Raw genomic sequence first — 18,912 nt, forward strand, 5'->3', positions numbered from 1 at the left:
CCGGGGGCGGGCGGAGGTCACGCCGGGGGGAGGGGCCAGTCGACGGGGGCGGCGCCCTGGGCGACGAGGAGCTCGTTGACGCGCGAGAACGGGCGCGACCCGAAGAACCCGCGGCGCGCGGAGAGCGGGCTCGGGTGGACGCTCGCGACGACGGGGGTGTCGCCGAGCATCGGGCGCAGGGTCGCGGCGTCGCGACCCCAGAGGATCGCGACGAGCGGGGCGTCGCGCGCGACGAGCGCGCGGATCGCCGCCTCGGTGACGGCCTCCCAGCCCTGGCCGCGGTGGGACCCGGGCTCGCCCGGACGGACCGTGAGCACCCGGTTGAGGAGCATGACGCCCTGGTCGCTCCACGCGGACAGGTCGCCGTTCGCGGGGGTCGGGGCGCCGACGTCGTCCGCGAGCTCGGCGAAGATGTTCTGGAGCGAGCGGGGCACGGGGCGCACGTGCGGCTGCACGGAGAACGACAGCCCCATCGGGTGCCCGGGCGTGGGGTACGGGTCCTGCCCGACGACGAGCACCCGCACCTCGGCCAGGGGGCGCGAGAACGCGTTGAGGATGGCCGACGGCGCGGGGAGGTACTCCCGTCCGGCCGCCACCTCGGCGCGCAGGAAGTCGCCGAGCGCGTGCAGCTGCGGCTCGACGGGCGCGAGGGCCTCGGCCCAGTCGGGCGCCATGATGCTCGCGAGGGCCGGGCGGGGGTCGGCCGTCGAGGCGGTCGCGACCGGGTCGACGGCGACGGGCTGGGCGGGTGCGCTCTCCACGGCCCCGAGCCTAACCGGCGTCCTCGGCACGTCCGCAGCGTGCGGCGAGGACGAATGACACGGGTGTGGTTCGTGCGTAGGCTGAGAGGCGGCCGCGCGCGGGAGTGCGCAGGTCCGGTGACGAGAGAGTGCAGGGAGGGAACGATGAGCGAGGCGGCGTACGTGCTCGACGGACCCGACGCGGTCGGCGACCCGACCACCTCGGAGGCGCCGGCGTCGGGCCTGAGCGAGCGGGACCAGGAGATCCTGGCGTTCGAGCGGCAGTGGTGGAAGTACTCGGGCGCCAAGGAGCAGGCGGTGCGCGAGCTGTTCGACATGTCCGCGACGCGCTACTACCAGGTGCTCAACGCGCTCATCGACTCCCCGGCCGCGCTCGCGCACGACCCCATGCTCGTCAAGCGGCTGCGGCGGATGCGGTCCACCCGGCAGCGGGCGCGCACGGCGCGCCGGCTCGAGGGTCTCTGACCCGGGACGACGGGCCGCGCGTGAAGTCCGGGCGAACAGGGCGTTTAGCCGAGAGCCCCGACCGGGCTACCCTGTCGCCGTGACGAAGAGCCGCTACCCCTACGCGCCCGACGAGTTCGACGCGCCCGCGCCGCAGGGTGCGCCCGTGGGGGTGCACCGCACGCCGCGCAGCGGGTGGAGCAAGACGTGGCCGTTCCTGCTGGTCGCCGTCGTCTTCGCCGGCCTCGCGTACGGGGGCGTCGCGCTGCTGTCCGACAACGGTGCCACGGAGGACCCGCCGCAGGCGCAGTCCACGGAGCCGCCGCCCGCGGAGACCGAGGAGCCGCCCGCGGCGGAGGAGCCGCCCGCGACCGAGGAGCCGCCGGCCGCGGAGGAGCCGCCCGCGACCGAGGAGACGCCCGAGACCCCGGACCTCGCGACGCTCATGGCGGCGGCCGACCCGAGCGCCTACGTCCGCGTGCTGAACGACAGCGGCATCGGCGGCGAGGCGGCCAAGGGCAAGGACGCCCTCGACGCGCAGGGCTTCAGCAACACCGTCGCCACGGACTACACGAACGGGCCGGCGCCGGTTGACGTCACCACGGTCTGGTACGTGCCCGAGCGGAGCGACACCGCCGCCGCCGTCGCCGCGACGCTGGGCATCCCCGCGGAGAACGTCGTCCAGGTCGACAGCCTGCGCGAGGGCGACGTCGCGGTGATCATCAAGTCCGAGCTGGCGCCGGTCGGCTGACCCGGACCCCCGGGCCGCCCCGGCCGTGGCACCACGACCTGACGCTGCACCCGCGTGACCTGCTCGTTCGGCCCGGAGTCCGACGAGCGCCACCTGCCGTTCGACCTTCCGTGCACGCCGCCTGCGGGCTAGGCTCGGGCTACCACGGGGCGGCGGTCGCCTCGCGGGCGACGATGCACGAGGAGACGTACATGGCTCAGGGGACCGTGAAGTGGTTCAACGCCGAGAAGGGCTACGGGTTCATCACGCCCGCAGCGGGTGGGCAGGACCTCTTCGTGCACTTCAGCGCGATCCAGACGGACGGCTACCGCACGCTCGACGAGGGCCAGGAGGTCGAGTTCGAGCTCGGCCAGGGCAGCAAGGGCCCGCAGGCCGAGCAGGTGCGGCCGCTCTGAGCCCGGCTCCGAGGGTCGCGTGACGGAGGATCTCGACGCCGTCGTCGTCGGTTCGGGCCCCAACGGCCTGGCCGCCGCCGTGACCCTCGCACGCGCCGGTCTCTCCGTGCGCGTGCTGGAGGCGCAGCCGACGTCGGGCGGCGGAGCCCGCACGCTCGACCTCGGGCTGGCCGACGGCGTCGTGCACGACGTGTGCTCGGCGGTGCACCCGATGGCGTGGGCGTCGCCGTTCTTCGAGGCGTTCGACCTCGGCGCGCGCGGCGTGGAGCTGCTCGTGCCGGAGGTCTCGTACGCCCACCCCCTCGACGGGGGTCGCGCGGGCGTCGCCTATCACGACCTCGAGCGCACGGTCGAGCGGCTCGGGGTGGACGGCGCCGCCTGGCGCGCCCTGCTCGGCCCGCTCGCCGAGGGGTGGCGCGACGTCGTCGCGGTCGCCCTCGGGGACAAGCGCTCGGTGCCGGGACGCGTGCTCACGCCGAGCGGCGCAGGTGTGACGGCCCGGTTCGGCGCGGCGGTGCTCGAGCAGGGGAGCCCCGCGTGGACGCGGCGCTTCCGCACCGACGAGGCGGGCGCGCTCCTCACGGGCGTCGCGGCGCACGCGATCTCCCGCCTCCCGTCGCTCGCCGCGGCCGGGACGGCGGTGCTGCTGGCGTCGCTCGGCCACGCGCCGGGCGGATGGCCGCTGCCTCGCGGCGGCTCCGGCGCGATCGTCGCCGCGCTCGAGGACGACCTGCGCGCCCACGGGGGCGACGTCGTCACGGGCCACCGGGTCGGCTCGCGCGCCGACCTCCCGCGGGCTCGCGCCTACGTGTTCGACACGACGCCGCGCGTCGTCGCGGACGTGTTCGCGGACCGGCTCCCGCCGCGCGCGGAGGACGCGCTGCGCCGGTTCCGGCACGGCGACGCCGCCGCGAAGGTCGACCTCGTGCTCTCCGGGCCTGTGCCCTGGGCAGACCCGGAGCTGGGGCGCGCGGGGACCGTGCACCTCGGCGGGACGCGCGCCGAGATGGCGCGCAGCGAGGCCGACGTCGCGGCCGGTCGCCACGCCGCCCGGCCCGTGGTGCTCGTGAGCGACCCGACCGTCGTCGACCCCGGGCGCGGGGCGGGCGGGCTGCGCCCGCTGTGGACCTACGCGCACGTGCCCGCGGGGTCGACGCGCGACGTGACGGAGGACGTCGTCGCGCAGGTCGAGCGGTTCGCGCCGGGCTTCCGGGACGTCGTCGTGGCGTCGCGCTGCGTGCCCGCGGCGGAGATGGCGGCGCACGACGAGAGCTACGTGGGCGGCGACATCGCGGGCGGTGCCGTGAGCATGTGGCAGATGGTCGCGCGGCCCACGCCCCGGTTCGACCCCTACGCCGTCGGGCTGGAGGGCGTCTACCTGTGCTCGGCGTCCACGCCGCCCGGGCCGGGCGTGCACGGCCTCGGGGGCTGGTACGCCGCGCAACGGGTGCTGAGGCGCGAGTTCGACGTGCGCGACGCGCCCGACCTGGCGCCCGTCGCGACGAGCGGCGCGACCACCCGGTAGCCCCGGCGCGCCGGCCGCGGCGGACCGGGAGAGCCCAGGAGGACCGTCAGCCCGCGCCGCCCGGCGTGCCCTGGTTGCCGAGCTCCACGAGCGCGAGCACGACGAGCGCGGAGCTCCACGACAGCGGCGCGACGGCGGCGGGCGAGCCGTCGGCGAGGACCTTCTCCGGGATGGCCCCGGACGCGGTGCGGTGGTCGTCGACCCAGCGGAGCCACTCCTCGGCGTCGGCGCGGTCCTCGGGGTCGGACGACGACGCCGCCGCCAGCGCGTACAGCGTGGTCTGGGGGGTCCACGAGATGCCGTCGGCGCGCCAGCCCGCGCCCGGCGCGAGCCCGCCGGCCGGGCGCAGCATCTCGCGCACGGACGCGCGCCAGGCCTCGTCCGCCCCGGCGAGCGGCTCCGGCTGGAACGGCGGCAGCACAAACGCGGTCGAGGCGTCGCGCGCGCCGCCCGTGACGTGGCGCGGGTAGCCCTGGGACCCGAACGAGCGCTCGACCGCCATGCGCAGACGGGCGGCGGCGAGGGTCGCCTCGTGCGCGCGCGGCGCCTCGCCCGCGGCCGCGTACACGTCCGCCGCGGCCTCCAGGCCCGCGAGCAGCGGTCCGGCGGTCCCGAGCGTGAGGGACGTGGGCTCGACCTCCCAGTAGTCGCTCGACGGCGGCGGCAGCGGGTCCTCGCCGTCGACGAGCCCGAGCGCGTGGTCCGTCGCGGCGTCGACCAGCGGGCGCAGCTCGGCGGCCACCTCGGGGCGGTCCGCGGCGGGCGTCTCCTCCAGCACGACGTCGGTGGCCCACAGGACCCAGCCGACGCCGTCGGACTGGATGCCCCGGTCGTCCGGGACCCCCGACCCGTCGGGGAGGTAGCGCGCGTGGAACGAGCCGTCGTCCTCCTGGACCCGGGCGAGGAAGCCGAGGACGGCGCGCGCGTCGTCGACGTGACCGGTGCGTGCGAACGCCGCCGCGGTGAACGACGCGTCGCGCGGCCACACGTAGCGCCACCTGGGCGACGGCGCGGCGAGGGCGGCGCCGTCGTCGAGCGTCAGCGCGCGCAGGTCGAGGAGGGCCGCCTCGCCGAGCGCGGCGAACGGCCCGCCTGTCCCCGGTACGACGCCGGACGCGAGCCAGGCCCGCGACGCGGTGGCGGTCTGGTGGGCGAGACCGGGGTCGAGGAGGGCCGTCGCGTCGAGGCGCGCCCCGGCGACCTGCGCGAGCCGGTCCGCCTCGCCGTCCGCGGGGTCGACGCCCGCGGCGAGCGCGCCGGGGTCGAGCGCCGCCGGGTCGAGCACGCGGCTGCCCTCGAGGTAGGTCGCGCCCACGCCGGGCGCGAGGCGCAGCACCGCGGGGCCGCCGTCGGGCCCGGTCGTCACCGCGACGCCGTCCTGGTAGAGGTCGATGTGCTCGCCCGAGGGCGCCGCGACCGCGGTCGCGGCGGTCAGGCCGAGGGCAGGGACCAGCACGAAGCCGGCCAGGGCTGCGAGGGGGCGCCACGACGGTGTTGCGCGGATCACACCGCGCATCCTAGAGCGAGCCGCGCGGCGCTCGGTTTCGCCCCTCGCGATACGCGGCGGCGTGGCGCGCCGCTGTCTTGCACTCGCACCGTGCGAGTGCCAATAATGGCGTTAGCACTCTCGTCACGAGAGTGACAGAAGTGACCAGCGCAGGCAGCCGCTCAGGCGGCTGCGGCGCAACCCACCAGGTCGACAGGTGAGGCCCGCCCTGGCGGCGTGACATGAACGCCGCCGTCGTGGGCCGTCCGTCGCGGGCGCCGGCCGACCGCCATACGCCACCAGCGGAGGATCATTCCCCATGGCCAAGATCATCGCCTTCGACGAGGAGGCTCGTCGGAGCATGGAGCGCGGGCTCAACACGCTCGCCGACACCGTCAAGGTCACCCTCGGCCCCAAGGGCCGCAACGTCGTGCTCGACAAGAAGTGGGGCGCGCCGACCATCACGAACGACGGCGTCTCCATCGCCAAGGAGATCGAGCTCGAGGACCCGTACGAGAAGATCGGTGCGGAGCTCGTCAAGGAGGTCGCCAAGAAGACCGACGACGTCGCGGGTGACGGCACGACCACCGCGACCGTGCTCGCCCAGGCGCTCGTGCGCGAGGGCCTGCGTGTCGTCGCGGCCGGCGCCAACCCGATCGCCGTCAAGCGCGGCATCGAGAAGGCCGTCGACGCGGTGACGGAGCAGCTGCTCAACGCCGCGAAGGACATCGAGACCAAGGAGGAGATCGCCGCCACGGCCGCCATCTCCGCCGGCGACCCCGCGATCGGCGAGCTCATCGCCGAGGCCCTCGACAAGGTGGGCAAGGAGGGCGTCATCACGGTCGAGGAGTCGAACACGTTCGGCCTCGAGCTCGAGCTCACCGAGGGCATGCGCTTCGACAAGGGCTTCCTCGCGCGCTACTTCGAGACGGACCCCGAGCGCCAGGAGGCCGTGCTCGAGGACCCGTACGTCCTCATCGTCGAGTCCAAGATCTCGAACGTGAAGGACCTGCTCCCGGTCCTCGACCAGGTCATGAAGGCCGGCCGCTCGCTCCTCATCATCGCCGAGGACGTCGAGGGCGAGGCGCTCGCGACCCTGGTGCTCAACAAGATCCGTGGCACGTTCAAGTCCGTCGCCGTCAAGGCCCCGGGCTTCGGCGACCGCCGCAAGGCCATGCTCCAGGACATCGCGATCCTCACCGGCGGCCAGGTCATCACCGAGACGGTGGGCCTCAAGCTCGAGAACGCGACGCTGGACCTGCTCGGCCAGGCGCGCAAGGTCGTCGTCACGAAGGACGAGACCACGATCGTCGAGGGCGCGGGCGACGCCGACCTGATCCAGGGTCGCGTCAACCAGATCCGTGGCGAGATCGAGAAGTCGGACTCCGACTACGACCGCGAGAAGCTCCAGGAGCGCCTCGCGAAGCTCGCCGGCGGCGTGGCCGTCATCAAGGCGGGTGCCGCGACGGAGGTCGAGCTCAAGGAGCGCAAGCACCGCATCGAGGACGCCGTCCGCAACGCGAAGGCTGCCGTCGAGGAGGGCATCGTCGCTGGTGGTGGCGTCGCGCTCATCCAGGCCGGTGCCGTGGCGTTCGAGAAGCTCGAGCTCGAGGGCGACGAGGCGACCGGTGCGCAGATCGTGCGCGCCGCGATCGACGCCCCGCTCAAGCAGATCGCGGTCAACGCGGGCCTCGAGGGTGGCGTCGTGGCGGAGAAGGTGCGCAACCTCCCGTCGGGCCAGGGCCTCAACGCCGCGACCGGTGTGTACGAGGACCTCCTCGCCGCCGGAGTGAACGACCCGGTCAAGGTCACGCGCTCCGCGCTGCAGAACGCCGCCTCCATCGCGGCGCTGTTCCTCACGACCGAGGCCGTCGTGGCCGACAAGCCGGAGAAGGCCGCCCCCGCGGGCGACCCGACCGGTGGCATGGGCGGCATGGACTTCTGAGCCGACCCGCCTCCCCTCACGGGGAGTCGTAGGACACCGAAGGCCGTCGGCCGGGTTCGCCCGGCCGGCGGCCTTCGTCGTGCCCTGAAGAGAGCTCCCGGGCGGGGCCTACCGCGCCGTGAACAGGCGCGCGGCCTGCGACTCGGCGTCGGCGTAGGTCTGCGCGGCGGCGCCGAGCGCGGCCGTGATGTCGTCGAGCGCGACCTCGACCTGGGTCTGCGTCGTCTGCCACTGCGCCATGACGCCCGTGAACGACGTCGCCGCCCCACCACGCCACGACGTCTGCAGGTCCGTGAGGTGCCGCATCATGGCGCCGACCTCCGCACGGATCGCCGTGACCGACCCGTGCACCGCGGCGCTCGCCTGCGCGACGCGCGCGCTGTCCACCTCGTACCGGCTCATCCGAACCTCCGTCGTCCCTCGGCCCGCGGGCCGTCCCTCGCCCCGGTGAGCACCGGGGCGTGGCGACAACGGTAGGCGGACCTCCCCGGGTCCGGAGGGGCGGCGGTCAGGCCTGTGGACGGCGGTTCAGGCGCCGGAGGCTGGGGACGCCGTCGACGCCTCCGCGAGCTTGGCCTGCTCCTTGCGCAGGCGCTGGAGCTCCGCGTCGAGGTTCTGCCGCGCGGCCTCCTCCCAGGCCGCGCCGAGCGGGCTCGAGAAGAGCGTGCGCCGGTCGAGCAGCTTCGTGAGGATCGCGATGCGGGCGCGCACGTAGTCGGGCTTGGGGATGTGCGCGTACTCGTCGCGCACGTCCTTGAGGTACTCCTTGTAGCGCTGCGGCTCGGCCGCGAGCATCGCGAGGTCGGCGTCGCACAGGACCGCGCAGTCGAAGTCGGAGGCGTCCGGGGCGTGGCGGACGAGCGCGTTGACGAGGTGCGCGACGCGCCGCACCGCGGGCTCGGGGACGCCGAGCCGCGTGAGCTCGGCGACGGCGAGCGCGGCGCTCGCGGTCTCGTCCTCGCCGCCCTTGTTGGCGTAGGTCGCGCGGCCCTTCGCGTCGAAGATGGCGCCGTGGTACCAGGCCGCGAGCCGGACGAGGTCGGGGTCGTGCGTCTCCTGCGAGAGCTCGTCGACCCGGCCCAGGACGTCGGCCAGGTGGCGCAGGTTGTGGAAGTGGCGTCCCGGCTGGTCCCAGCGGTCGAGGAGCCCCTGCCCGACGGCGCGGATCTCGTCGTCCGGGGCGGTCGCCCCGGCGCCCCGGGCGCTGCGGACGAACGAGGAGAGGAACCACTGCGGTGCGTCGGCGCTGTTGACGCCCATGAACTTCAGCCTTCTTCGACGGAGACGAGCAGGACGGAGGTCGTCGTCGCCGGGCGTGCTGCCCGGCGCGGAGGCCCCCGCGTCGCCGCGCGGCCTCGTCTTCAGCCTAGGTCTCGCGGGACGACCCGCCATCGTAGCCCCAGTCGGCGGCGCGTCGGGACGCCCCGGCGGGCTCCCACGCGACGTCGCGGACGGTCGTCGACGAACCCGCAGGTCGGGCGGGGTGCGGGCCGTCAGGAGCCGAGCGGGAGGTCCACGCGGACGGTGAGCCCGCCGCCCGGCGTCTCACGGACCGACACGCGGCCGCGGTGCGCCCCGACGATCGCGGCGACGATCGCCAGACCGAGCCCGGACCCGCCGGACGAGCGGTTGCGCGACGTGTCCGCCCGGTAGAACCGCTCGAACAGACGGCCCCGTTGGGTCGTCGGGACGCCCGGGCCGTGGTCGCGGACCTCGAGCACCGCGACGTCGCGCGCGGCGTCGCCGGCCGGGGCGCCGCTCCCGCCCGCGCCGTCGCCCGACGGCGCGTCGTCGGACCGGGGGGCGGGCGCCGCGCCGAGCGCGATCTCCACCGGCGTGCCCGACGGCGTGTGGCGCGCGACGTTCCCGACGAGGTTGGCGAGCACCTGCCGCAGCCGGTCCTCGTCGCCCACGACGCGCAGCGCCGCCGGAGCGTCCGCACCCGGCGCGAGCCCGACGACCCGCACGTCGCGCGCGGGGTCGAGCGCGTGCAGGTCCTGTGCGGAGTCCCGCGCGAGGGAGACGAGGTCGACCGGCTCGTGGCGCAGCGGCCGGCCCTCGTCGAGCCGCGCGAGGGCGAGCAGGTCGTTGACGAGCGTGCCCATGCGGGTCGCCGAGTCCTCGATGCGGCCCATCGTGTCGTCGACCTTGTCCGGGGTGTCGAGCGCGCCCATCCGGTACAGCTCGCCGTAGCCGCGGATCGTCGCGAGCGGAGTGCGCAGCTCGTGGCTCGCGTCCGAGACGAAGCGCCGCATCCGTTCCTCGGACGCCTCCTGGACGGCGAACGCCTCCTCGATCTGGGTGAGCATCGCGTTGAGCGACGCCGCGAGCGAGCCGACCTCCGTCGTCGGCGGCGCGGGGCGCACGCGACGCGACAGGTCGCCCGCGGCGATGTCGGCGGCGGTCTCCTCGATCTCGCGCAGCGGGCGCAACGCACGGTGGACCGCGAGGTAGGCGACCGCGCCGCCGACGAGCGCGATGCCCAGCGCGGACAGCGCGAGCGCGCGACCGAGCACCTTGACCGTCTCGTGGATGCCCGTCAGCGGGAGGGCGACGAACGCGGTCCCCTCGCGGGCGCTGGACACGTTCGACCCGTAGAAGAAGGGCACGACGCGCCACTTGGCGGGCTCGGCGCCACCTTCGGAGCTGACGGTGAACGGCGCGCCGAGGCTCGCCTCGACCTCGGGGTCGGACATCGCGGGGATCTCGGGCACCCCGTACAGGGACACGGTCTGCGGCCAGCGAAGAGGGACCTCTTCGCCGTTGGTGGGGCGCACGAGGACAAAGTAGTCGCTGGGCAGCTGAGAGCTCGCCCCCACGCGCTCGTTGAGCGTGATGTTCGCGACGGCCTCCGCGGAGCGTTCCAGCTGCGCGTCCACCTGGCGCACGAGGTAGTTCGACACCACGGTCGTCGTGACCGCCGAGGCCAGCCCGAGCCCGGCCGCGAGCAGGAGCACGGTGATCGCGACGAGCCGTGCCCGCAGCGGCACGCGCGCGAACCAGCCCCACCCCTCGGTGGGGACGGGCCGGCCGAAGGGGCGCTCCGCCGTCGGGCCGTCGGGGACGGGTGCGGACGCTGCGCGCTCGCTCGACGGAGCGCGGCCGGGCTGCGAGACCGCCCCGGGGGGCGGGGGAGGGGGCGGGACCGGCGGGGACCCGGCCGCCGTGCGGTCGGGGCCGGCCGTCATGACGCCGCGGGCGGCTGGCGCAGCAGGTAGCCGACGCCGCGCTTGGTGTGGATGAGCGGCGGGAGGGCCACGGGCTCGCCGTCCGGGCCGGGCACGGTGAGGTTGTCGATCTTGCGGCGCAGGTAGGAGATGTACGACTCGACGATGTTCGCGTCGCCGCCCCAGTCGTACTGCCACACGTGGTCGAGGATCTGCGCCTTGGACAGCACGCGGCCCGCGTTGAGCATGAGGTAGCGCAGCAGCTTGAACTCGGTGGGGGACAGGTCGATGTCGACGCCGGCGCGGCGGACCTCGTGCGAGTCCTCGTCCATCTCGAGGTCGGCGAAGCGCAGGACCGCGTCGTCGACCGGCTCGGCGTGCGTGCGGCGCAGCACGGCCCGGATGCGCGCCACGACCTCCTCCAGGCTGAAGGGCTTCGTCACGTAGTCGTCGCCGCCCACGGTGAGCCCCGTCACCTTGTCGCGCGTGTCGTCCTTCGCGGTGAGGAAGACGACGGGCGTGTGCTGGCCCTTCTCGCGCAGGCGGCGGGTCACGGTGAACCCGTCCATGTCGGGGAGCATCACGTCGAGCACGACGAGGTCGGGCTCGACGTCGCGCACGAGCCGCAGGGCGCTCTGCCCGTCCGCGGCGGCGTGCACCTCGAACCCGGCGAAGCGCAGGGACGTGGCGAGCAGCTCGCGGATGTTCGGCTCGTCGTCGACGACGACGAGGCGTGCCTCGGGGGTGGTGCTCATACGTCCAGTGTGCTCCCGCGGTCTGGGAGACGCCTGGGAACGTGCTCGACCCCGGCGGCACCGGCGCGACGCCGGCGCCGGGCGCGGCACGCGGGCGGGCGGGCGTGGGTGGCCCGGGGCAGGATGGCCGCCGTGCGGATCACGGTGGACCAGAGGCGGCGGCGGCTCGTCGCGCAGCAGCTCGCGCTCGCCACGGACCTGCCCGGCAGGCCGGCGGCCCGGAGCCCGGAGGACGTCGTCGACCGGCTGCTCGCGCTGCACGCGACCGACGCCTCGAGCGTCTACCTGTCGGTGCTCGCGCGGGTCCCCGGCCTCGTGCTCGACGACGTCCGGGACGCCGTCTTCCGGCGGCGCTCGCTCGTCAAGGTGCTCGCCATGCGACGCACGATGTTCGTCGTGCGCCGCGAGACGGTGCCCGTCGTGCACGCGGCGGCGGCCCTCGCCGTCGCGCGACGGCTGCGCACCCGCCTGCTCAAGGAGCTCGCGACCCTGCCCACGGACCCGCCCGTCGACGACGCCGCGACCTTCCTCGCCGCGGTCGAGGCCCAGGTGCACGCGGCGCTCGCCGAGCACGGCCCGCTCGACGGCGCGAGCCTGTCGCGGGCCGCGCCGCTGCTGCGCACGGCGTTCCTGCCCACGACCACCAAGACGTGGGACGTGCGCCGCACCATGACGTCCCCGCTGCTCTCGCTGCTCTCCGCCGAGGGCGTGGTGGTGCGCGGCGAGCCGCGGGGCACGTGGTCGTCCAACCGGCACGTCTGGTCACCCGTCGAGGACTGGTTCCCGGGCGGCATCCCCGTGCTCGACGAGGCCGCGGCGCGCACCGCGCTGGCGCGGGCCTGGCTCGACGTGTTCGGGCCCGCGACGGTCGAGGACCTCGTGTGGTGGACCGGCTGGAACCGCCGCGACACGCGCGCGGCGCTCGCGGGTCTCGACGTCGTCGAAGTGGAGGTCGAGGTCGGTGCGGCGGGCGGCGAGGACGCCCGCCCCGGCATCATGCTGCGGGGCACGGACCTGCCCGGCCCGGACGAGGTGCCGATCGAGGGCCGCGTCGCGCTCCTGCCGTCGCTCGACCCGACGACGATGGGCTGGACCGCGCGCGACTGGTACCTCGGGGCGCACAAGGCCGCCGTCTTCGACACGATCGGCAACGCGGGCGCGACCGTCTGGTGGGAGGGCCGGATCGTCGGGGCCTGGGTCGTGCGGCCGGGCGGCGAGCCCGCGTGGCGGCTCCTCGACGACGTCGGCGCCGACGGCGAGCGGGCCGTCGCGGCCGAGGCCGAGCGGATCGCAGCGCTCCTCGGCGGCGACGGCGTGACGGCGTCGTTCCCGACGCCGCTGTACCGCGAGCTCCACGCGTGAGCGACGGAGCCCGCGGTACGGGCGGTCAGAGGTAGCGCATCGGGTCGAACTCGTCGAGCGGGATGATCCGCACGCGCGGCAGCACGGCCGTGAACGCGCCCGCGTGGTCCTCGAGGTCGAAGATCTCGAGACCGCGGCCCGTGAGCTCGGTGAGGCGCACGTTGACGAACTCGCGGAACGCGAGGACGCCCACGCGGCGGTCCTTGTCGTCGAGCAGCGTCTCGACCTGGGGCAGGAAGTCGCCGTCGTGGCTCGCGAGGAGGACGTCGCCCGGCTGGCCGGCGATCGCGTCCAGCATGCGCTGGATACCGATGTCGACGACCTTCTCGTTGCTCGACCCCGACAGCGGGATCGGGCGGTAGCCCATCGCGAGCAGCGCCTGCACGAACGACATCGGCATCTGGCCCGACGACGCGTTGAGGAAGAACAGGGGCGTGACGTCCTGGCCCCAGGCCTGGCGCGCGAAGTCCACGATGCGGTCCCAGCGCGGCCGCTCCTCCGGGGCGGGGCGGTGGCCGAGGACGTTCATGCCGAGCGTCGCGTCGATGTTCTCGCCGTCGACGACGAGGTAGGTGCGGCGCGGCGTCGTCAGCGCTCGGCCGTCGGAGGTCTGGAGGTCGGACATGCCGGTCAGCCTATCCGCGCGCGACCCGCCGCGCTCCGTCCCGGTGCGCCCGCCGCACTGTCCACGACGTGGGTGTTTGCGTCCTCCCACCCCCGAGTGGGTACCGTCAGGGTTCGTGACCACGCACGACACCGACGCCACGACCGCGACCGGGACCGTCCGGCTCACGGTCGTCGAGAACTCCCCGGACGTCACGCTCGACGCCTTCGCCGACCTCCTCGACGCGGAGCTCCGCGTCGTCCGCGCCCACGAGGGTGAGCCGGTCCCCGCCGCGGACCGGCTCGACGAGCTCGGCGACGGCCTCGTCGTCCTCGGGGGCCACGTGTCCGCGTACGACGACGCGCGCGCCCCGTGGCTGCCCGCCCTGCGCGAGACCCTCGTCGCCGCCGCGACGCAGAGCGTCCCGACGCTCGGGATCTGCCTCGGCGCGCAGCTCCTCGCCGTCGCGGGCGGGGGACAGGTGGCGGTCGCCGCCCCGCCGGGGCGCGAGGTCGGCGCGACCCGCGTCTTCTGGCGTGCCGAGGCGGACACCGACCCGGTGCTGGCGCCGCTCGCGACCGGCGACGACCCGGTGCGCTGCGTGACGAGCATGCACGGCGACGCGATCGTCGAGCTCCCGGACGGCGCCGTCTGGCTCGCGTCGTCGAACATGTACCCCTACCAGGCGTTCCGCCTCGGGTCCGCGCTCGGCGTCCAGTTCCACCCCGAGGCGTCGCGCGCCGGGTTCGCGGCCTGGTGCGACCGGTACGACGACGTCGACGCCGCGGCGGCCCTGGCCGGGTTCGACGAGCACGCCCCCGCGCTGCTCGACGGCGGGCGCCGGCTCGCGGAGTCGTTCGTCACCGCGGTCCGGGTGAGCCGACGACGCGTCCCCGCCTGACCCGGTCCGAGGTCACCAGTCAGTCGAGGGGGCGTCCTGGGTGGTCGTCCCGGAACCGATCGCGGGCGTGACCTGGGTGGGCGACACCTGCGCGGCGGGGGCGGAGCCCTGCTTGAGCGCGGCGAGGCGGGCCTCGATCTCGACGGCCTCGCCCGACGTCTCGAGCTCGGCGAACTGGGCGTCGATGCTCGACGCCGCGACCTCCGCCTGGCCGAGCGCCTGCGCCTCCTCGCGGCGGACGATCTCCTCGTAGCGGGAGAGCTCGCTCGTCGGGTCGAGCACGTTGATCGAGCTGAGCGCGCCCTGCACGGTCTGCTGCGCCTGCGCGCTCTTCTGCCGCGCCACGAGCGAGTCGCGCTTGGACTTCAGCTGACCGAGCTTGTCCTTCATCATCGCGAGGCCGGACTTGAGCTTCTCGACCGACTCGCGCTGCGACGCGATGAGCGGCTCGGCCTGGCGGACCTCGCTCTCGGCGGCGATCTGCTTGCCGAGCGCGATCTTCGCGAGGTTGTCGAACTTGTCGGCGTTCGCGGCGTCGCCCTGCTGGCGGTACCGGTCGGCCTGCGCCGACGCGGCCGCGGCCTTCTGGCCCCACTCCTGGACGGCGGCGACGTCCTCGTTGTAGTCCTGCTCGGCGAGGCGCAGGTTGCCGATGGTCTGCGCGACGGCCTGCTCCGCCTCGGCGATGTTGTTCGTGTAGTCGCGCACGAGCTGGTCCAGCATCTTCTGCGGGTCCTCGGCGCTGTCCAGGAGCGCGTTGATGTTCGCGCGGGCGAGCTGCGCGATCCGTCCGAAGATGCTCTGCTTCTCCGCCATGGTCGTCCCTCTCTGGTGAGCCGTCTGGTGCTGGTCGTGTCCGTCGTGCCGTCGTCCCGTGGTGCGGGGCGTCAGGTGCCGCCGTGCTCAGAAGCGTCCGCCGCGGCCGGAGCGTCCGCCCGACGACCGTCCGCCCGACCGTCCGCCGGAGCGTCCGCCGCCGAACCCGCCACCCCCGTAGCCGCCGCCGAAGCTGCCGCCGCCGAACCCGCCGGAGCGTCCGCCGCCACCCCCGCCGCGGAGGATGGAGTCGAGGAGGATCCCGCCGAGGACCATGCCCCCGACGTTGCTGCCGCCACCCCCGCCGAACCCGCCACCCTGGGACGACTGCCAGCTCGACGCGTCCTGCTGCGCGCGCTGGGCCGCGGACTGCGCCTGCGCGTCGGCCTGCTGCGCGCGCTGGAGCGCGGAGACCGGGTCGGTCGGCTGGAGCGCGCGCGCCTCGCCGAGCAGGCGGATCGCCTCCGCGAGCCGGGTCCGTGCTTCCGGCCCGACGGCGCCGCGCCGGGTCTCGATGAAGTCGTTCGTCGCGCGGACCTGCGAGTCGACGCGCGCGAGGGTCTCGCGCAGCAGCGCGTTCGCGCGCGCCGCCTGCTCGGCACGCTCGCGGAACGGGGCGAGGACGGCGTCGAGCGCCGCCTCCGCGTCCGTGAGGCGACGGAGCGCGGCGAGCGGGTCGCCGCCGTCGCGCGCGGCCCCGGCCACCGCGACGGCGGCCTGCGCCTCCGCGAGCGCGGGCGCGACCGTGGGATCCCCGGGGGCGAGCCGCCCCGCGTCCGCGATGTCGGACGTGATCGACGCGACGCCCCGGTCCAGGCGCGGACCGGACTCGGCGAGGTCGGTGCCCGCGCGGTCGACGGCGTCGAGCAGCGTCACCGCCTGCCCGACGGCGTTCTGCGCGGCCCGGGCGAGCGCGACCGCCGTCGCCCGGTCCTTGGAGGCGAGCGCCTCCCGACCGCGCGCCACCGACTCGCGCGCGCCCGTGAGGAGCGCCTGCGCCTGCTCGGGGTTCTGCGCGACGGACACGAGCGCCGTCGACGGGTACGTGCGCCCGAGCGCCTCGAGCGTCGCGCGCGCGGGCTCGACGCGGGCGAGCACCTCGGTCGCGCGCTGGTCGGTCTCGTCGAGCACCTGCGGCGCGCGGGCCTGCAGGTCGCGCAGCTCGTCGAACGTGCGGGACTGGGCGTCGAGCGAGTCCGCGACCTCGTCGCACAGGGCGACGATGCGCGCCATCATCTGCCGCGCCTGGGGTTCCGCCTCGGGCTGGTCGTCGTCGAGCTGCTGGCGCAGCGCGAACGCCTCCGCGACCCGCCGCTTGCCCTCGGCGAGCGCGGCGGAGAACTGCTGCGTCGCCTCGATCCCGAACTGCGCCTGCGCGAAGCCGAGCTCCTGCTCGGACGTCTTCACGGCGTCGTCGATCGCCACGAGGGCCGCGCTCGCGCGGCGGTCCAGCTCGGCCGTGGGCAGCGCCGCGAGCGGGTCGCCCGCCGGCCCGACGGCGGTCGCGGCCCGGCGGCGTCGTCCCGCCGCGCGGGCGACCACCACGACCACGATCACGATCACGCCGCCGACGAGCAGGACCCAGAACCACGACACGTCGCCCGAGCCCTGGCCCGCACCCCGCGCCACCTCGGCCGCCGCGATGGCCGCACCCGCCCAGTCGTCGGCACGCAGCTCGTCCTCCACGGCGGACGTGATCCGGTCCAGCTCGGCGTCCGACAGCGGGACGTTGTTGTCGTACGACAGCCCGTACCGCCGGTCCTGCGTCCCGACCGCGAGCAACAGGTCGTCGACCCCCAGCCCCGACTGGTTCGCCGTCGCGTTCGCCCAGTCGACGCCGTCCATGCCGTCGAGGTCGTCCACGTACACGACGAAGAGCTGCAGGTCCGTGTCCTGGGCCAGGCGGTCGAGCGCCGCGCGCACGTCGTCCGTGCGGTCCCCGAGGACGCCGGACGGGTCGGTGATCTCGTCCGTCACGTCCATCGGCGGGACGGCGTGCGCGGGGCCCGCCGGGGCGACGAGGGCGACGCACGTCAGCAGCCCGACGAGCGTCGAGACGACGAGGGCGAGGAACGCGCGGGCGCCGCGGCCCCCGGCCGCGCGGGGGTGCCAGGGACGATCGGCCGTGCTCACGGCCCGATCCTTTCCCAGCCGCCCAGGACCCGCAATCGGTGCCGCGGGGCCCTCGGTCACTGCACGACGCCCAGGTCCTTCGTGTTCCTGGTCGGCCCTGGGCGTCGCTCCGTGCCGGGCGGGTGCCGCGCTCCTACGTCGCGGGACCCCCACCCGTCACTGCACGACGCCCAGGTCCTCCGCGTCGACGATGCGATAGGCGTACCCCTGCTCCGCCAGGAACCGCTGGCGGTGCGCCGCGAAGTCCTGGTCCACCGTGTCGCGCGCGACGACGGCGTAGAAGTGCGCGGTGCGGCCGTCGGCCTTGGGGCGCATGACGCGACCGAGGCGCTGGGCCTCCTCCTGGCGCGACCCGAACGACCCGGAGACCTGGATCGCGACGGACGCCTCGGGCAGGTCGATGGAGAAGTTCGCGACCTTCGACACGACGAGCCGCGAGATCTCGCCCGTACGGAACGCGTCGAACAGGCGCTGGCGCTCGCGGACCGTCGTCGCGCCCGTGATGAGCGGCGCGTCGAGGTGCTGCGACAGCTCCTCGAGCTGGTCGAGGTACTGGCCGATCACGAGCACCTGGTCGTCCGGGTGCTGCGCGACGATCTGCTCCACGACCCGGTTCTTGCCGGTGGCGGTCGCGGCGAGCCGGTACTTGTCCTCGGGCTCGGCGACGGCGTACGTCATGCGGTCGGACTCCGGCAGCGTGAGGCGCACCTCGACGCAGTCCGCGGGTGCGATGTACCCCTGCGCCTCGATGTCCTTCCACGGGGCGTCGTACCGCTTGGGCCCGATGAGCGAGAACACCTCGTCCTCCCGGCCGTCCTCGCGCACGAGCGTCGCGGTGAGCCCGAGGCGGCGGCGCGCCTGCAGGTCCGCCGTCATGCGGAAGATCGGCGCGGGCAGCAGGTGCACCTCGTCGTACACGACGAGCCCCCAGTCGCGGGCGTCGAGCAGCTCGAGGTGCGTGTACACGCCCTTCCGCTTCGTCGTCAGCACCTGGTAGGTCGCGATCGTGACGGGCTTGATCTCCTTGCGCGCGCCGGAGTACTCGCCGATCTCGTCCTCGGTGAGCGTCGTGCGCCGCACGAGCTCGTCGCGCCACTGGCGCGCGCTCACCGTGTTCGTCACGAGGATGAGCGTCGTCGTCCCGGACCTCGCCATCGCCCCCGCGCCGACGATCGTCTTGCCCGCGCCGCACGGCAGCACGACGACGCCGCTCCCGCCGTGCCAGAACCCGTCCACCGCCTGCGCCTGGTACGGGCGCATCTCCCAGGGCTTCGGCTCCTCGCCCTCGGTGCGCGGCGGCGTCGTCGGGCTGAGCGCGATGGCGTGCTTCTCGCCGTCGACGTACCCCGCGAGGTCCTCGGCGGGCCAGCCGAGCTTCACCAGCACCTGCTTGAGGTGGCCGCGCTCGGACGGGTGCACGACGACGGTCGTGTCGTCGATCCGGTCGCCCACCAGCCCGGCGGTGCGCTTGGACTTCAGCACCTCGGCGAGGACGGCGCGGTCCGTCGCCTCGAGCACGAGCCCGTGCGTCGGGTGCTGCGCGAGCGTGAGCCGCCCGTACCGCGACATCGTCTCCGCGACGTCGATGAGCAGCGCGTGCGGCACCGGGTAGCGCGAGTACTCGATGAGCGTGTTGACGACCTGCTCGGCGTCGTGCCCGGCCGCGCGTGCGTTCCACAGGCCGAGCGGCGTGAGCCGGTACGTGTGGACGTGCTCGGGGGCGCGCTCGAGCTCGGCGAACGGCGCGATGGCCCGCCGCGCGTCGTCGGCACGGGGGTGGTCGACCTCGAGCAGGAGCGACTTGTCGCTCTGGACGATGAGAGGTCCGTCGGTCATGCGTTCTCCTTGCCGTGGGTGGCCGAGGGTC

17 protein-coding genes are annotated in these 18,912 nt (G+C 74.9%); 7 read left to right on the plus strand and 10 right to left on the minus strand.

All coding sequences use genetic code 11. The features are described from left to right. Nucleotides 1–17: 17 nt before the first annotated feature. Nucleotides 18–677 carry a uracil-DNA glycosylase gene (locus ACI769_RS16155; RefSeq protein WP_409142019.1) on the minus strand — a complete coding sequence of 220 codons (660 nt, stop codon included), beginning with the start codon at nucleotides 675–677 and terminating at the stop codon, nucleotides 18–20. 228 nt (nucleotides 678–905) lie between these two features. Between ACI769_RS16155 and ACI769_RS16160 the strand changes: the two genes are divergently transcribed. From ACI769_RS16160 to ACI769_RS16175, 4 genes are all read left to right on the plus strand, one after another. Beyond that, complete coding sequence (locus ACI769_RS16160) at nucleotides 906–1,226, plus strand: DUF3263 domain-containing protein (protein ID WP_021482752.1); 321 nt, start codon at nucleotides 906–908, stop codon at nucleotides 1,224–1,226. A 79-nt stretch (nucleotides 1,227–1,305) separates the two neighbouring features. Further along, a complete protein-coding gene (locus ACI769_RS16165; RefSeq protein WP_211932937.1) occupies nucleotides 1,306–1,956 on the plus strand; it encodes a LytR C-terminal domain-containing protein in 651 nt (216 codons plus the stop codon). 191 nt (nucleotides 1,957–2,147) lie between these two features. After that, the gene (locus ACI769_RS16170; protein WP_021482750.1) at nucleotides 2,148–2,351 is read left to right on the plus strand and encodes a cold-shock protein; all 204 of its coding nucleotides are present in this window, start codon (nucleotides 2,148–2,150) and stop codon (nucleotides 2,349–2,351) included. Nucleotides 2,352–2,370: 19 nt separating this feature from the next. After that, nucleotides 2,371–3,876, plus strand: a complete 1,506-nt coding sequence (locus ACI769_RS16175) for a phytoene desaturase family protein (protein WP_409141960.1) — start codon at nucleotides 2,371–2,373, stop codon at nucleotides 3,874–3,876. A gap of 46 nt (nucleotides 3,877–3,922) precedes the next feature. On the opposite strand, the gene ACI769_RS16180 is transcribed toward ACI769_RS16175, so the two are convergent. After that, nucleotides 3,923–5,392, minus strand: a complete 1,470-nt coding sequence (locus tag ACI769_RS16180) for a glycoside hydrolase family 15 (RefSeq protein WP_232322711.1) — start codon at nucleotides 5,390–5,392, stop codon at nucleotides 3,923–3,925. Between the two features lie 289 nt (nucleotides 5,393–5,681). On the opposite strand from ACI769_RS16180, the gene groL reads away from it, so the two are divergent. After that, on the plus strand, nucleotides 5,682–7,307 hold the full coding sequence (groL, locus tag ACI769_RS16185; protein WP_031315159.1) for a chaperonin GroEL: 1,626 nt from the start codon (nucleotides 5,682–5,684) through the stop codon (nucleotides 7,305–7,307). 108 nt (nucleotides 7,308–7,415) lie between these two features. On the opposite strand, the gene ACI769_RS16190 is transcribed toward groL, so the two are convergent. The 4 genes from ACI769_RS16190 to ACI769_RS16205 form a co-directional block, all read right to left on the minus strand. Next, nucleotides 7,416–7,709 carry a WXG100 family type VII secretion target gene (locus ACI769_RS16190; RefSeq protein WP_114553804.1) on the minus strand — a complete coding sequence of 98 codons (294 nt, stop codon included), beginning with the start codon at nucleotides 7,707–7,709 and terminating at the stop codon, nucleotides 7,416–7,418. Nucleotides 7,710–7,835: 126 nt separating this feature from the next. Continuing rightward, nucleotides 7,836–8,567: a hypothetical protein gene (locus ACI769_RS16195; RefSeq protein ID WP_021479889.1), complete on the minus strand. Its 732-nt coding sequence runs from the start codon at nucleotides 8,565–8,567 to the stop codon at nucleotides 7,836–7,838. Nucleotides 8,568–8,800: 233 nt separating this feature from the next. Continuing rightward, nucleotides 8,801–10,495 carry a sensor histidine kinase gene (locus ACI769_RS16200; RefSeq protein ID WP_409141961.1) on the minus strand — a complete coding sequence of 565 codons (1,695 nt, stop codon included), beginning with the start codon at nucleotides 10,493–10,495 and terminating at the stop codon, nucleotides 8,801–8,803. Beyond that, nucleotides 10,492–11,229: a response regulator transcription factor gene (locus tag ACI769_RS16205; protein ID WP_043654159.1), complete on the minus strand. Its 738-nt coding sequence runs from the start codon at nucleotides 11,227–11,229 to the stop codon at nucleotides 10,492–10,494. Before ACI769_RS16205 ends, ACI769_RS16200 begins: the two co-directional genes overlap by 4 nt. A 132-nt stretch (nucleotides 11,230–11,361) precedes the next feature. On the opposite strand from ACI769_RS16205, the gene ACI769_RS16210 reads away from it, so the two are divergent. Continuing rightward, nucleotides 11,362–12,591 carry a winged helix DNA-binding domain-containing protein gene (locus ACI769_RS16210; RefSeq protein ID WP_409141962.1) on the plus strand — a complete coding sequence of 410 codons (1,230 nt, stop codon included), beginning with the start codon at nucleotides 11,362–11,364 and terminating at the stop codon, nucleotides 12,589–12,591. Nucleotides 12,592–12,616: 25 nt separating this feature from the next. On the opposite strand, the gene ACI769_RS16215 is transcribed toward ACI769_RS16210, so the two are convergent. After that, nucleotides 12,617–13,216: an NYN domain-containing protein gene (locus ACI769_RS16215; protein WP_061268040.1), complete on the minus strand. Its 600-nt coding sequence runs from the start codon at nucleotides 13,214–13,216 to the stop codon at nucleotides 12,617–12,619. Between the two features lie 115 nt (nucleotides 13,217–13,331). Here ACI769_RS16215 and ACI769_RS16220 point away from each other — a divergent pair, with 115 nt between their 5' ends. Further along, nucleotides 13,332–14,096: a type 1 glutamine amidotransferase gene (locus ACI769_RS16220; protein WP_409141963.1), complete on the plus strand. Its 765-nt coding sequence runs from the start codon at nucleotides 13,332–13,334 to the stop codon at nucleotides 14,094–14,096. Nucleotides 14,097–14,108: 12 nt separating this feature from the next. On the opposite strand, the gene ACI769_RS16225 is transcribed toward ACI769_RS16220, so the two are convergent. From ACI769_RS16225 to ACI769_RS16235, 3 genes are all read right to left on the minus strand, one after another. Then, nucleotides 14,109–14,912, minus strand: a complete 804-nt coding sequence (locus ACI769_RS16225) for a PspA/IM30 family protein (RefSeq protein WP_051028097.1) — start codon at nucleotides 14,910–14,912, stop codon at nucleotides 14,109–14,111. Nucleotides 14,913–14,999: 87 nt separating this feature from the next. After that, complete coding sequence (locus ACI769_RS16230) at nucleotides 15,000–17,045, minus strand: TPM domain-containing protein (RefSeq protein WP_409141964.1); 2,046 nt, start codon at nucleotides 17,043–17,045, stop codon at nucleotides 15,000–15,002. 156 nt (nucleotides 17,046–17,201) lie between these two features. Then, the gene (locus ACI769_RS16235; protein ID WP_074808193.1) at nucleotides 17,202–18,881 is read right to left on the minus strand and encodes a DNA repair helicase XPB; all 1,680 of its coding nucleotides are present in this window, start codon (nucleotides 18,879–18,881) and stop codon (nucleotides 17,202–17,204) included. Nucleotides 18,882–18,912: the final 31 nt, after the last annotated feature.

Source organism: Cellulosimicrobium sp. RS, from assembly GCF_046159675.1.
In the GTDB taxonomy this organism is placed as follows: Bacteria; Actinomycetota; Actinomycetes; order Actinomycetales; family Cellulomonadaceae; genus Cellulosimicrobium; species Cellulosimicrobium funkei.